At 52.8% G+C, this 13,722-nt stretch carries 14 protein-coding genes and 1 tRNA gene; 6 read left to right on the top strand and 9 right to left on the bottom strand.

Going from position 1 to position 13,722, the window contains the following annotated elements; all coding sequences use genetic code 11:
• Positions 1-82: 82 nt before the first annotated feature.
• Positions 83-1,213 carry a cob(I)yrinic acid a,c-diamide adenosyltransferase gene (locus QQ91_RS19835; RefSeq protein WP_166283411.1) on the bottom strand — a complete coding sequence of 377 codons (1,131 nt, stop codon included), beginning with the start codon at positions 1,211-1,213 and terminating at the stop codon, positions 83-85.
• A gap of 91 nt (positions 1,214-1,304) precedes the next feature.
• Between QQ91_RS19835 and QQ91_RS19840 the strand changes: the two genes are divergently transcribed.
• Positions 1,305-2,078 carry an ABC transporter permease gene (locus tag QQ91_RS19840; protein ID WP_166283413.1) on the top strand — a complete coding sequence of 258 codons (774 nt, stop codon included), beginning with the start codon at positions 1,305-1,307 and terminating at the stop codon, positions 2,076-2,078.
• Positions 2,079-2,175: 97 nt separating this feature from the next.
• Here QQ91_RS19840 and QQ91_RS19845 read toward each other — a convergent pair whose 3' ends face one another.
• On the bottom strand, positions 2,176-2,451 hold the full coding sequence (locus QQ91_RS19845) for a YciI family protein (protein WP_166283415.1): 276 nt from the start codon (positions 2,449-2,451) through the stop codon (positions 2,176-2,178).
• Positions 2,452-2,570: 119 nt separating this feature from the next.
• Complete coding sequence (locus tag QQ91_RS19850; RefSeq protein ID WP_166283430.1) at positions 2,571-3,443, bottom strand: S-methyl-5'-thioadenosine phosphorylase; 873 nt, start codon at positions 3,441-3,443, stop codon at positions 2,571-2,573.
• A 426-nt stretch (positions 3,444-3,869) separates the two neighbouring features.
• On the opposite strand from QQ91_RS19850, the gene QQ91_RS19855 reads away from it, so the two are divergent.
• Together QQ91_RS19855 and QQ91_RS19860 are read left to right on the top strand one after the other, a co-directional pair.
• Positions 3,870-6,140 (top strand): GumC family protein, encoded by a 2,271-nt coding sequence (locus QQ91_RS19855; RefSeq protein WP_166283417.1) that lies wholly within the window; start codon positions 3,870-3,872, stop codon positions 6,138-6,140.
• Positions 6,141-6,195: 55 nt separating this feature from the next.
• Positions 6,196-8,145: an FAD-dependent oxidoreductase gene (locus QQ91_RS19860; protein WP_250833416.1), complete on the top strand. Its 1,950-nt coding sequence runs from the start codon at positions 6,196-6,198 to the stop codon at positions 8,143-8,145.
• Between the two features lie 84 nt (positions 8,146-8,229).
• Here QQ91_RS19860 and QQ91_RS19865 read toward each other — a convergent pair whose 3' ends face one another.
• A complete protein-coding gene (locus QQ91_RS19865; RefSeq protein WP_201277509.1) occupies positions 8,230-9,222 on the bottom strand; it encodes a Ycf66 family protein in 993 nt (330 codons plus the stop codon).
• 308 nt (positions 9,223-9,530) lie between these two features.
• Positions 9,531-9,662: a photosystem II reaction center protein PsbX gene (gene psbX / locus QQ91_RS19870; protein ID WP_250833417.1), complete on the bottom strand. Its 132-nt coding sequence runs from the start codon at positions 9,660-9,662 to the stop codon at positions 9,531-9,533.
• Positions 9,663-9,841: 179 nt separating this feature from the next.
• On the opposite strand from psbX, the gene QQ91_RS19875 reads away from it, so the two are divergent.
• On the top strand, positions 9,842-10,210 hold the full coding sequence (locus QQ91_RS19875) for a hypothetical protein (protein WP_166283420.1): 369 nt from the start codon (positions 9,842-9,844) through the stop codon (positions 10,208-10,210).
• A gap of 8 nt (positions 10,211-10,218) precedes the next feature.
• Here QQ91_RS19875 and QQ91_RS19880 read toward each other — a convergent pair whose 3' ends face one another.
• Together QQ91_RS19880 and QQ91_RS19885 are read right to left on the bottom strand one after the other, a co-directional pair.
• Positions 10,219-11,100 carry a tRNA (5-methylaminomethyl-2-thiouridine)(34)-methyltransferase MnmD gene (locus QQ91_RS19880; RefSeq protein WP_166283422.1) on the bottom strand — a complete coding sequence of 294 codons (882 nt, stop codon included), beginning with the start codon at positions 11,098-11,100 and terminating at the stop codon, positions 10,219-10,221.
• Between the two features lie 62 nt (positions 11,101-11,162).
• A tRNA-Arg gene (locus QQ91_RS19885) sits at positions 11,163-11,236 on the bottom strand.
• A 57-nt stretch (positions 11,237-11,293) separates the two neighbouring features.
• Between QQ91_RS19885 and moaC the strand changes: the two genes are divergently transcribed.
• Entirely contained in the window at positions 11,294-11,800 is a 507-nt protein-coding gene (gene moaC / locus QQ91_RS19890) for a cyclic pyranopterin monophosphate synthase MoaC (protein ID WP_166283424.1), read from the top strand.
• 139 nt (positions 11,801-11,939) lie between these two features.
• Here moaC and QQ91_RS19895 read toward each other — a convergent pair whose 3' ends face one another.
• On the bottom strand, positions 11,940-12,125 hold the full coding sequence (locus QQ91_RS19895; protein ID WP_166283426.1) for an Asl3888 family RNA-binding protein: 186 nt from the start codon (positions 12,123-12,125) through the stop codon (positions 11,940-11,942).
• A gap of 428 nt (positions 12,126-12,553) precedes the next feature.
• On the opposite strand from QQ91_RS19895, the gene scpB reads away from it, so the two are divergent.
• Positions 12,554-13,222 carry an SMC-Scp complex subunit ScpB gene (scpB, locus tag QQ91_RS19900; RefSeq protein ID WP_166283428.1) on the top strand — a complete coding sequence of 223 codons (669 nt, stop codon included), beginning with the start codon at positions 12,554-12,556 and terminating at the stop codon, positions 13,220-13,222.
• A 255-nt stretch (positions 13,223-13,477) separates the two neighbouring features.
• On the opposite strand, the gene QQ91_RS19905 is transcribed toward scpB, so the two are convergent.
• Positions 13,478-13,722 (bottom strand): hypothetical protein (locus tag QQ91_RS19905; protein ID WP_236096230.1); only part of this gene is annotated, 245 nt, incomplete at its 5' end.

The following is a 13,722-nucleotide window of genomic DNA, read 5'->3' on the forward strand; positions in this document are numbered from 1 at the left end:
TCCCTCTCTTGAGCGCTTTACTAACCTAACAACTACAGCCACTCTTGTCAACTACTTCTTTCTTTCTTTTTTTCTGAGTTCTCTAAAAATCCACGCCCCGCTTGAGGTCTATCCCTTTCTCAGCATAGTGTTTATGGCAGATCATCTCGGAGTGGGAGCTGGCGAAGGCAAAATAGGCAGGTTGATTCTTACAGCGACCTGTGATGATCAGCTCGGTGTGCCGCGGCTTACGCAAAAAGGACTGCACAAGGGGTTCCTCGGGAAGAAGTTCTAGATCGACTGTGGGGTTCAGTTCATCCAGGATGATGGTTTTGTAAATTCCTGAGGCGATCGCGGCTCGGGCAATTTCCCATCCCCGCTCTGCTTCCACATAATCAATTTCCTGCTGCTGGCCACGCCAGACGATGGCGTCTCGGCCACATCGCTGGTGATCGACCAGGTCGGGATAGCTTTGCTGCATCGCAGCGATCGCTGCATCCTCGGTATACCCGCGTCCCCCCTTAAGCCACTGCATGATGAGAACCCGATGGGACTTATCCTGGCTAATGCCCCGACCGATGGCTTGGAGGGCGCGACCTAACGCACTGGTGGATTTTCCCTTACCTTCCCCGGTGTAGATTTCAATGCCTTCTATGGCGTGGGCTAAGGGCGCATGGAAGTGGGGTTTCATCTCAGAGTGCAAATCTGCAATCTCCAGCAACTTCGGCGGTGTCCCTCGACCAGTGGAGATAATTTCAAGCTCGTCGGGCTTCGCCCTTAGGGTCTGAACCACCTCATGAATAGGCAGCAGACCCAGATCAAGCACTGGGTTAAGCTCGTCTAAGACCACCACTGAATAGAGGCCAGAGGCGATCGCCCCCTTAGCAATATCCCATCCCCGTTGAGCCTCTTGCCGGTCGAAGGGGGTAATTTCCTCCGCGCCAAAAAATTCTCCCCGCCCTGTTCGAACTTGATCAATAAGATGGGGAAACCCCCGCTGAAGCGCTTCAATGGCGGCATCTTCGTCATAGGTCCGCCCCGGTCCCTTGAGAAATCGCAGCAGGAGCACCCTGGTCTGGGTCAGAGAGCCAATCCCCAGCCCAATGGAACGCAGCACCACTCCTAGAGCAGCCTGAGATTTTCCCTTCCCTGCCCCATCATAGACGTGAATTTGCCCCACAACCCGTTCAGAACGGTCCTGGGCAGTCTGAATCCCAATCCTGGCTTTTGGCATGGATTAATGTTTCCCCGTCAAAGTGGGCAATACTTAACCTATACGAAGCATCCTATAGCAATCTTGAAGAAATTAGTTTGGGTCAAGAGCAATGAACGCAGTTAGAGTCGGAGCAATCGCATCCAACGTGTTTCGAGAAATCCTGCGGGAACGGGTCATCTATCTCACAGGGCTATACGCAGTGGGTTTCGTCTTAGCGGTTACGTTTTTGAACGAAGTTGCCGCTGGAACTGAGGCCAAAATCAGCCTGGATGTCGGAGTGGCGGGGATGGGACTCATTGGGCTAACCGTCGCCGCCTTTGTGGGAGGCGGACTGATTCATAAGGAGGTTGAAAAACGAACCGCTCTCGTCCTAATTTCAAAGCCACTCAGTAAGGCTGAATTTGTGATTGGCAAGCACCTAGGCATCTCTGCCGTCCTGGTCACGCTCTTGGGTATCATGACGGTGATTTATCTGGGCGTGCTAGCCTGGCGAGGCATTGTGGCTCCCTTCAATAGCTTGGTAGCTGCCATTCTATTCATGGCTCTAGAGCTCTCGCTCATGGCTGCGGTTGCCCTTCTCTTTGGTGTCTTTAGCAGCGCCCTAATTTCCACGATCCTGACGATTTCAGTCTACGTCATGGGACATTTTAGTGGAAATCTGGTGGCCTTGAGTGAATCCGTAGAAACCGGAAGCCTTAAGATCTTTATCAAGGTACTTTACCTGATTTTTCCGGACTTATCCCGACTCGATCTCAAAAATCAGGCAGTCTACGGGCTTTTGCCAGATCCTCCCACCCTTCTTTTTAATTTTGGCTATGGGATCATCTATATCGGGCTGCTGCTGGCCATTGCCAGCTTATTATTTTCAAAGAAAGAGTTTTGACGAGGCCATACCACCCTCGAAATTTTGCCCAGTAGTCGCTCATGGCGCAGGCATGGCTGCTATGAGATGGCCCCCGCCAGGTTCTCGCCAATCGTACTCAAAGGGGCGCTCCAGACACCACTACCCACTCATGCAGCTCATACTCGACACAATGATTGAGGATCAGAGGATCTTGATCGACCAAGGCCTGGGCCTGCGCCCGAGATTCTGCTTGAAATAGCAACAATCCCCCGGCCGCCTCTCTCCAGTAACCTGTTCTTGCGCAGTGGCCTTGATCAATTAATTGCTGCACATAGACCTTATGAGCCGGAACAAATTGATCAAACACAGACTTTTGAACAATGCCCCGCTCAATTTTGACAAACCAAGCCATCCTTAGGATCCTTACACAATATCTAAATTTTGGTCATGAGTTTCAACCTGGGGGCCAGAGATGGTGCCCCCAGACCAGGTAGACACGTTAGGAAAAGACGCGCCTAATCTCAGGGCTGCCTACAAATACTTCCCTAGAATGATGTCTAAAGATTGCTTAGTGGCATCGGGGACTTGATCAAGGGGCGTGAGAATCGCATACTTGAGGGCATCATGGGCCGGGGAAGAGACGGGGGTTTGGCTGAGACGTTTCACTGTTTCTCGAATCACCTTCTGGGCATTGTGAGCGTTGCGCTGCAGGTTTTGAATCACCATTTCAACGGTGACACTGTCATGGTCAGGATGCCAACAGTCATAATCGGTCACCAAAGCCAGGGTGGCATAGGCGATTTCTGCTTCCCGAGCCAGCTTGGCCTCTTGAAGATTGGTCATGCCAATGATGGTTCCCCCCCAACTTCGGTACAGATTCGATTCAGCCTTTGTGGAAAACGCAGGCCCCTCCATGCAAACATAGGTCCCCCCCCGATGCAGCGACGAATCGGGTAAGCTCAGCGAGGCGATCGCCTCGCTGAGCACCTGAGAGAGCTCAGGACAGAGCGGTTCGCCAAAGCTCACATGGGCGACGATTCCATTCCCGAAAAAGGTCGAAACTCGCTGACGAGTCCGATCAATAAACTGGTCTGGAACAACCATATCCAGAGGTTTGACGTCTGCTTGCAGCGATCCCACCGCCGAGGCAGACAGCAGGTATTCAACCCCTAAACTTTTCATTGCATAGATATTTGCGCGGAAGGGTAGCTCTGTCGGCATGAGATGATGATGCCGACCATGTCGAGCTAAAAAAGCAACTGAGGTTCCTTCCAAGGTTCCTACAAAAACGGCATCTGAAGGACTTCCAAAAGGAGTTTCAAGATTCATTTCCCGCACGTCCTGGAGGGCGTCCATTTTATAAAGGCCACTCCCACCGATAATGCCAATCTTTGCCTGCGCCATAGATTTATGAGTCACAACTAAAAGTCCTTCCCATGATCTCATGCAGCTTCCCCCAAGCCGGAGAGATTCCCCCTGGGAGATCCCAACTGAAATCTAGGGCTCGTCAAAATTACGCAAAATAGCGGTGACAGGACTGAAATTCTAAGGCTATGCTTGAAGGGCCCTGAGGTCCTTTAAACTGGTTTACCGTTGGTCTCGTTATTTCTGAACCCAATATTGCTGAACCTAGCGGCTTGCCGACGAAGTCAGCCAATTTCTGGTCCTTCGCCTGGTGAGACCTCCAATCAAGATTAGCAGAAGCCTCACCTTGCAGGGTTAAGGATTTGCAGGGTTAAGGCCATAGGGCAGGAGCATTGGACACCAGGCTTGCCCAAATTCACAATAATCCTTGATCGCGTTCCGTCGTTTTAGTTTTATACCTTTGCTGTGACTAATCTGGCCATTCACAACAATCCTCTGCCTCCACAGTCCCTTGGGGAACAACAGCAGTCCTGGGGCTACGGACAGCTATTCGCCATCCTCATACGCCGAAAGTGGTGGGTGATCAGCGTTTTTGCGGGCACAATCGCAACGACGGTGGTGTTGACGCTACGCTCCACACCGATTTACCAGAGTGCGACCCAGCTTTTAATTGAATCGAGCTACTCCTCTGTCAAGGGGAGCAGCAAGGATGACTTTATTGAGCCCAATTACCAAATCGATCTGGCCACTCAGCTCAATGTATTAAAAAGTTCTGAAATCTTGCAGCGAGCAGTGGATAAACTTCGCACTGATTATCCCACCATCAGTGTGAAGGAAATTGGCTCGAATCTCCAGGTTCAACCTGTCTATGCCCAATCCGAGAGCGGCAAGAAAAATGCTCAAACCAAGATTCTCTTGGCTTCCTACTCCAGCATTGATGCAATTAAGACCCAAAAGGTTTTGGATGCGGTTCTAGCGGTCTACCAGAGCTATAACCTGGAGCAGCAGCAGAAACGTATTCAGCAGGGGTTGGAAATTATTAATCGTAAACTCCCTGAGGTCCGAGGCAGCGTTATCGAAGCGGAAAAGGCTCTTGAGGCATTTCGGCAAGCCAATGACGTCATCGATCCGCAAAAAGAATCCGAAAGCATGACCGCAGCGCTGAGTAATCTGACTGCGCAGCGAGAGTCCTTGAAGGCGGAAATTGCCCAAGCCAGAGCCAACCTAGCGATCGCCCGACAGCAGCTGCCCGCCTCTCCCAGCGCCACCCTGGCTACCAGCGCCGTCAATCAATCTGAGGAGATTGACTCTCTCAAAACCCAAAGGCAACAGCTGGAGCTAGAGTTAGCCAGCAAGCGTCAGGAGCTAACCGAAGCCCATCCGGCCCTGAGAGAGCTTGAGCAGCAGCTCGCCCAGGTCAACCAGCTCTTAACGGCTGAAATTAATCGTGTCGCTGGCGGCAACGGCACGTCATCTCCAGAACTGGCAGCGCCAGTTAACGTCACCGCCAATGAACTCGGTCTCATTCAGACAATTACCCAATTGGAGCAGGAAGTCTCAAGCAAGCAGGCTCGAGATGTCTCCTTGACACAAACCCAGGAGCAGCTCGAACAAGAGCTAAAGCGATATCCAGCACTCATGGCTCAATACAGCCGACTCCAGCCCGAGGTTCTAGCCAGGCGAACCACCCTTGAGAAACTCCTAGACGCGAAGGAGGAACTGAGTCTTGAAATTGCCAAGGGTGGATTTAATTGGGAAATTGTGGAGCCGCCCCAGCCGGGGGTGTTGGTGAGTCCCAACATCAAGCAAAACCTCTTGATTGGAATTATTTCCGGCCTCTTCTTTGGGGGATTGGCGGCATTTATTCGTGAAGCCCTTGACGACAAGGTGCGGCGCCCTGCTGAGCTTAATGAGCAGCTGTCACTGCCTGTGCTTGGAACTGTCCCCCAAATTGGCCCCCTGGGGTCTCGTGATTTTCCCTTGGCGCTCCCCTTTCGTAATGACAGCAAGCTGGAGACGGAGCAAACAGAGGGTCCAGAAATCTTTCAATGGCGTCCTTTGCGAGAGGCCATGGACCTGATTTACACCAACATTCAGCTTTTAAATTCTCAGAGGCCCCATCAATCTCTCATGATTACCTCGGCACTCTCTGGGGAAGGGAAGTCAACCTTAGCCATTGGCCTCGCAATCAGCGCCTCTCGGGTGGACCAGCGGGTGCTGGTCATTGACGCCGACATGCGTAAGCCGAGGCTTCATCACATCTTTAATCTCAGTAACGAACAGGGACTGTCAACGCTTCTAGAGGGAGGACTGTCAGAGAACGAGATGTTTAGCATCCCCCAGTGGGTCTACATGCGCTGGGAAGACAGCCTCATAACCGCCGAGGAGGTGGATGGTCGCTTACAAAGTCCCCTTTCTGATTTAAATATTGATGTAATTACCTCTGGACCGGTACAAACGGACCCGGTCAAGCTGCTAACCGTCGATAATATCAAGCAAATTATCGATGTCTATCGAGATAGCTATGACCTAATTTTAGTAGACAGCCCGCCTGTACTGGGTCTGGTTGATGCAATTTCTGTGGGATACGGCTGCGACGGGGTCGTGATGGTTGCGCGGGTCGATCAAGTCAAGCGATCAGACCTCAACCGCGCAGTCGACACGCTTAGCAAGCTCAACGTAATCGGAATCATCGCGAATGGGGTTAACGAAGCCGCACTTCAATACTACAGCTAGACGCAGAGCCTTATCTGCGTTGCCCCTATTACTCACACAGGTACTGAGCTTACCCTTGAGTGCTCGCCAAGTTGACGTTTCTCCGCTGGATCCAAACTCGTCTGACCGGTCTGATCTGGTCGTCAACTGTGACATTTTAGTGGTAGGCGGAGGATTTGCTGGCGTGGCAGCGGCCTACGAGGCCCTCCATCAGGGGCGAACGGTTTGCTTGAGTGAAATTACAGACTGGATGGGGGGGCAGGTCTCTAGCCAGGGAACCTCAGCCCTGGATGAGACAGTGCGGCAGCGAACCTTAGGGTATTTTCCACGGGGCTATTTGGAGTTTAGACGTGAGGTGGTTCGGCGAACAGGGCGATCGCGTCCTGGAGACTGCTGGGTCAGCGAGGTGTGCTTCAGCCCACAGATCGGGCACCAAATTCTATTCCAGATGCTCCAGCAGGCGGAACGTCGCGGCCGAGGTCGGCTACACTGGTTCCCGCGCACCGTGGTTAAGTCCCTTAATGTGGCCCCTGAAGGATCTGCAACGCTAATCACCCGTGCCCTGGCAATTCAGCATTCAGCCCAGCCGGATGCACCACCGTTAAACACCTATCCGCTATCTCAGCTGCTGAGGGACTTCTATCAGGTCGAAGATTCAGTCCATTTGCGCAAGCAGCGACTGCAGTTTCTGCCACCGCCGGGTCGGCCCTGGATTGTCATTGAAGCCACGGAAACCGGGGAGCTACTGGCCCTGGCAGATGTTCCCTATGAACTTGGGATTGATCCTCGTAGCTACCAAAACCCCTCATCCTCAAGCGAATCTGCCTATCCTTACTGCACCCAGGCCCTCACCTATACCTTTGCAATGGCAGCCACTGAGGATCCTGTTCCCCACAGTCCTCCAGCATTTTATGATCGCTACGCGCCCTTCTACAGTTTTGACCAGCCCCGCTACGCAAATCAGCCCAATCTTGTGTTTACCTACCGGCGAATCTTTAGTGCAGTGGCCGGGACAGACTTCACCTCCATCCGGCCGGACGATATTTCGATGCAAAACTGGGGCGGAGGCAACGACTATGGCCCCGGCAATCCTCAGGACAACATCATTCTGACGCGCCAGCAGCTGCTTGAATCCGGCCAGCTCAATCCGGGGCAATGGCAAGGGGGATTGCGCCCTGAAAGTTTGCAGGCCGCCGAGGAGCTAGCCTTAGGATACTTTTCCTGGTGGGTACAAGGGACAACCGATGCCAAGATCCCTGAGGCCAACAAACGTCCAGTTAAAACTCTCAAGCTCTTACAAGGCCCTGATAGCCCCATGGGAACCCAACATGGGCTATCGAAATACCCCTATATTCGGGAAAGTCGTCGGCTGGTGGGACGCTATGACACCACCTATCCTCAGGGATTTAAAATTAATGAAGTGGATATCTCACGCCAGAATTTCCGAGCCCCCTTCTATCGAAACCACCTTTTAGATCGAGAATACAAGGCATTAATCACCACCCTTGCGGGGCTTGAGGGGCTAAAGGTGATCACGGACGAGGTTTCAGTGGATCAAGTTGCGCTGCGGCAGCGATCGCGTTTGTTTCCAGACAGTGTAGGCATTGGACATTACCCCATTGACTTTCATCCCTGCATGCTCAACAGTCCTCCAGAATCGCCGGGCAATATAGAGCGGCCTGGCGAACGACAGGGAGCTGCACGCACCTATCCCTATCAAATTCCCCTACGGGCTATGATCCCCCAAACTATTGATAACCTGGTGGTTACGGGGAAGTCCATCGCGACCAGTCATATCAGTGCGGCCACCTATCGTGTTCAGAGTTTTGAATGGTCTGCCGGAGCAGCCGCTGGCACCACCGCTGCCTTTGTTTTGGATCAGCAGATTTATCCCTACGAACTAGTGGAGACGATGCCCCGATACAATCCAAAACTTCAGGCCCTTCAGACCCAGTTGCATCAAAATCAAAACCCAACGGCCTTTCCCGCCATGTCAATCTTTAATCAGAACTGGCAGGACTGGTAAGACCAGTCAAGATAAACAACAAGGACGCGGATATTCCCCGTCCTTGAAAAATTGTCCATAAATCGACGCTAAAACACGGTGGGCTTAGGATGCCCCCCATTCGTCATCGTAGTCAGAGGAGGAGGACCCTCCCCCCCGCCGAGACCGACGGGATGTCTCACCCACAGAATAGTCACTGATGGGTTTGTAATCGACGTAATCATCGCCGCTGTAACGCCGATCTTCTCGATTGTTCGACGGGCTCCGCCGTCTTGAGGTGGGCGCCGGCGGCTCATCTTCATAGTAGCGATCGCGGTTGCTGCTGCTGCGCCGGGCGGGATAGCTTCCACCGGAGGAGCGAGACTCAGGACGCGTTCGCGATGCCCCAGCCTCATAACTTCCACGAGAACGACCACGGGACGAAGAGGACCCCGCAGAATAGCCACTCGAATCTCCGTAGCGCGGGTCGCTTTCGGAGGTTGAATCGTAGTTCGATCGGGAGGAGCGACTGGAGCGTCGTGCGCTGCGTCGCGAACTGCGACCCTCATTGGAACCGGACCCATAGGCACTGCCATAGGCGGTGTCGTCGTAGGCGTCTCGACTTGAGGTCGATCCATCTCGGACACCCCGAATGCGGCGCATCGGAGGGCGCTCATCCATGTATGGCTCTATTTCATCTAGCTCAGCCCGATACACGCGATCAACGGAATAGGATCGCTCGTCGTCGACCATGGGAACGCCCCGTTTGGCTTGATCCGTGGCAATTGCCCGCAGTCGAATGCTTTCAAAGGCAAAGAAGACAGCCGACCCAGCCATGAGAACTTGCCCAAACATCAGGATCGGATCTAGGCGCCAGCCATTGAAAAAAAGAATCCCACCGCACAGGAGGCCAATGGCCGAAAAGAAAATATCGTAGTCTCGCGCCAACTCTGGCCGCATCGAACGCAGCAAATAGAGACCTGCACCCGCACCCGCAATGCACAGGCCCAAAATGCCCGCCGGGCCAAACCCGACATTCACGATTTGCCCCAATAGGGGAGGGGACGCGCTAAACCCTAATCCTAATATTCCGGCCTGATTCAGTGCCGACTCAAACATTTTGCTGTCTCCTCAGTATCCGGCAAAGGAGGATAATGCCTCAACCTGTCTACCTTCTAGTCTAATCAACAAGCATCTATCGACGCGATCGCCCCTTAGAATGACTCTAGGGAGACGACGCCTTAATCCTAAGGCAATTTAACTAGTCTGTGCACCTAAAGTGTTGACTTAAAATGCATAAAATCCTCCAGCAGTTCCGGAAAAGAAACGCTGGAGGCTGTTGCTTGAAAGGATATTTAAGATCAAAGTTGAGATTCTTATGAAATTAAAGCAACCACGGATTCCAAGGACAGTCCGCCCTCTGTGTCCTAGCGAAACCGGTCCTGCTGACTCAAAAAGATGAAGGCAGCACCAAGACCGGCCAGGACACCACCACCGGCCAAGAGGCCAATGAAAAATCCCTTAAGGGAGGGGGTAATTGCCATTAAAACTAAAGCCATACTGGTATCTAAGCACAACAGCACTCTTAATATTAAGGGCAGAGGGACATCTTTGAGAAGTCACTCACGCCAATTAAAGCCGTCGTTTTCAAGAATACAAGCCACGGCGACCGCCCCGACAACACCAGTTTTTAACACCAGTTTTAGAGACCCCCTATCCCATCAACGCCCAAGCCCCTATGATTCGTCCCGTTACTCAAGCCGTTGCTGCGCTTTTGATCCTCCTTCTGTGGGGGATCATGGCCCCTGAGGTCGAGGCAAAGCCTCAGCTTTGTCAGTCCGTGGGCGACCATGAAGTGTGCATTTTGAAGATGAAACGCAGCGCCAAACACTATTGGGAATATTGGGCTGCTGTGAGCGTTGACGGAGAGGTCCGGCCTCGGGAGGTCTATAACTGTCGCGATCGCAATCGCGTAGATCGCTACGGCATTTTGATTCCCTTTAGCCGCGATCTAGCCGGTGATGTGGTCTGTCGCCTGTATGTCCCCCGGCAAACCTACCTGGACCGTCTCAATCCCCCCCCTCAACTTTCCAGCCAAGACGGATAGCCGTTGGCCTATTGAATTTTCCAGCGTCGACGCCAGCTTGAAGTGGATTCCCGGCTGGAAACTTGCTGAGCCTGGTGCTGACGGGCCAAAATTTCCTCGGCCGATCCCGTGAGGGTTGGATCTCGCAGAACGATCCCGGCTCGGGTTTGCAGATGCTCTAGCTCCATGGTCGACAGGGGGATCAAATCCTCCGCAAGCCAACGGGCCACGGTCCCCTGGGACCAGTGGTGTGCCAGGGGCCGTGGAGTCATCACAACTGGCACCGTCCCCAGGTGAAGGCCCACCGCACGCAAGGCCGACCGCACCGCTGCCGACCGCGAATAGGTGGCCAGGGTTCCCATGGGCTTTAAACAGCGAACCACCTGGGCAAAAAAATCCGCGGTCCAGAGTTGAGGACAACGCTGGGGTGAAAAGGGATCTAGAAAAATCGCATCGGCCTGAAAAGAGCGGGCCAATAGACTTTGAATTGTGGCGCGAGCGTCGCCAATCAGTAGTTCCGCCTGGAGGCGATCACTCCATGCAGATCCCTTCCAGGCCAGATCCAGAAGAAGTTTTTGAATGGGTTTCGGCCACTCACTATGGGTTTTTAGCTTCGTCGCGGCCTGGGGAACCGTGGGGTCTAATTCCAATCCGTAGAGCTGAATCTGACAGTGGGGGTTAATTTGCCAAATGGTCTCCACTGCCGCCGCTGTGTTGTAGCCCAGGCCGTAACACACATCCAGTAGCGCCACCGTTCCGGTTAGCGCGACGGTGCGAATGCGAGTCGTGTTGACAAACTTCTCAAAGGCTTCCGTTTTTGCCCCGGTCCTTGTGTGATAACTTTCGCCAAAGGTTCCGGAATAAAACGTATAGGATCCGTCCTGGGTCAACAGATGGCGGCCAACCGACATTCCACTGCTCCTGCATAAAAAATGAGCTGAACGCCAGTCACAGCAGTTCAGCTCACCTTGAACGGGCTAGGAGGGATTCGAACCCCCGACACCGTGGTCCGTAGCCACGTGCTCTAGTCCACTGAGCTACAAGCCCTTACGAGGTTTTTATACTAACATAAAGCGATCGCTTTCTCTACAAGTTTTAGCCCCCATGGTGAGTCACCCCCCATCCAATTCCTCCCAATCCCTGACACACTTAGACACCCAGGGTCAAGTCCAGATGGTAGATGTCTCCTCCAAAAGCGCCACCGAGCGCCAAGCCACTGCCCAGGGGCGAGTACGCATGGCAGCAACAACCCTGCAAGCGGTACTCACTGGTCAAACGCCCAAGGGAGATGTGATCACCACCGCACGACTGGCAGGCATCATGGCAGCAAAACAAACCGCGCAGTTGATCCCCCTATGTCATCCTCTGTCCATTACCGGCATCACTTTGGATATCAGTCCAGAGATGGAGCTTCCGGGCCTTATGATTCAGGCAACGATCAAAACAAAGGCCGAAACCGGTGTGGAAATGGAAGCCATGACCGCCGTTTCAGTGGCAGCCCTCACCCTTTACGATATGACGAAGGGCCTTGACAAAGGCGTGGTCATTGAACAGATTCAGCTCCTTGAGAAACAGGGCGGCAAAACCGGACATTGGCGAAGGACCCCATAGCTGATCAGTCTGCCTCAGCCCAGACAGCCACCTTGAACCAGGGCCTAACTGGAAACAGAGCCTTAAAAGACAAGAGGCGACGGGGTTCACCCCACCACCTCAGCAAAGGAAAGAACTTTCAACTTAGGCTAGCGCTCAATTAGTCGCTGGCGCTCGCACTGGCGTCTTGGGTGTCTTCGGATTCTTGATCGGACTTGTCAGAATCCGATTTATTGGTGTTGGAGAATCGACGCCCATAGCGATTATTGCTTCGCTTGCGAAACTTGCGAGCGTAGGCTTGATTTCGTAATGCTTTTTCTCTTTTAGGATTTCGGCGTTTAGCCATGTTTACCTCATCATGATGTATTCACCTGTTCCCCAACGTCCCTGGGTACCCAAGATGTATTGAATTTTTCAGAGCGTCGACCTTGCCCCTCTTCTCTCCTGGAGATTCAGGCTTACCAGCACCGGGGATGGTTCTGGGATCACAGCCTAGGGATCTCTCTATAAGGGTTTGGATCGGGGGGCCTGGAAATCAACTAGATGATGGGACTGTAGTATATTTGTTGCCAAGGCGTTGAGCTTAGGCAACTTCTGCACCGAAGCCCGTGAATTCCCACACTAAATCGATGATCACAGCGCGGGATTTACAGCCTCCCGTGCCCATCATCAGTTAATCCAGAGGAAAAACCTTATAAGATCGAGCAGCGCCCAGGTGAAGATCCTAACATAGTCCTCGATATCTTTTCTGAATGCTGAGTTTTCTGACCTGCGATGCCCGATTCTGATCTCATTAATCTTTCCCAACTCTCCACCAAATTAGAGGCGATTTTGTACCTGAAGGCTCAACCGTTGGGTCTGCAAGCGATCGCGGAGTATGCCCAGTGCGAGGAGGAAGCGGTGGAGGAGGCTCTGCTGGAACTGATGCAGGACTACGCGCAGCGCAATAGCGCCTTAGAGGTGGTTGAAACGGATCACGGATTTAGCCTGCAATTGCGGGAGCCCTATATGACTCTGGTACAAACGATTGTGCCCACGGATTTGGGGGTAGGAGCTTTGCGCACCCTGGCAGCGATCGCCTTGCGCGGGCCGATTCCCCAAACAGAACTGGTGGATCTCCGGGGGTCCGGAGCCTATCAGCATGTGGGCGATTTGGTAGAACAGGGGTTTGTCAGCAAGCGGCGACTCCCCAATGGGCGATCCTACACGGTGCAGGTCACCGAGAAGTTTAAACAATATTTTGAGATTGACGAGTTGCCAAAGCTGAAGCTGAAGCAACGAGGCGATCGCCGTAAGCTCGCTGAGGATGGCGAAGCAGTTCCACCTGAGGCTGTGGAAGCAACCATGGAACAAACCGGCGATCCTGTTTCGAACGAGGTGCCAGAGGTGGAGCGATTGAAGCACACCCCTGAGACTGTTACCGATGAATACCCTGCTACTTAGCGTAATCATCAACGCCATCGCGGGCTGGACTGAAAGGACCCAGGTTGGAATTTTGCCAGTTTGACATCGGGCTCAGGATTGGCCCAATTCGCGATCCTAGACAGCCTGACCTTCCCCTGTGGGCGAGAAGTCAGGCAAAACGCCGAGCAAACAGTCCATTGTCGAGTGTCCAGTGCGATCGCTCAAAACGTCTGATTGAGTCCATCGCAGAGCTTGAAGCGGGGCAGGGGTTGAGCGAGAGTTAATTGAACGAGGCTAATTTTCTCGAAAAATGCCTGGGACGATTACGATTTTTTTACTTAGCAAAGGATAGCGAACGGAAGACAGACGGTGAGATCGTTCCAGGAATAGGTGGCAGCGTTTATGAACGCCTTGGTTTTGATGGTCAAATTGAGAAAAACCGATATACTCCAAACCTGGTAAAGAAGGGTGTGACCAAGATTTGATGTTATATTTTTGCAAAGCTGAAGCCATATTGATTGATTTTTGACCAGAATTGT

Origin of the sequence: Lyngbya confervoides BDU141951, from assembly GCF_000817775.3 — a bacterium.
Classification (GTDB): Bacteria; Cyanobacteriota; Cyanobacteriia; order Thermosynechococcales; family Thermosynechococcaceae; genus Lyngbya; species Lyngbya confervoides.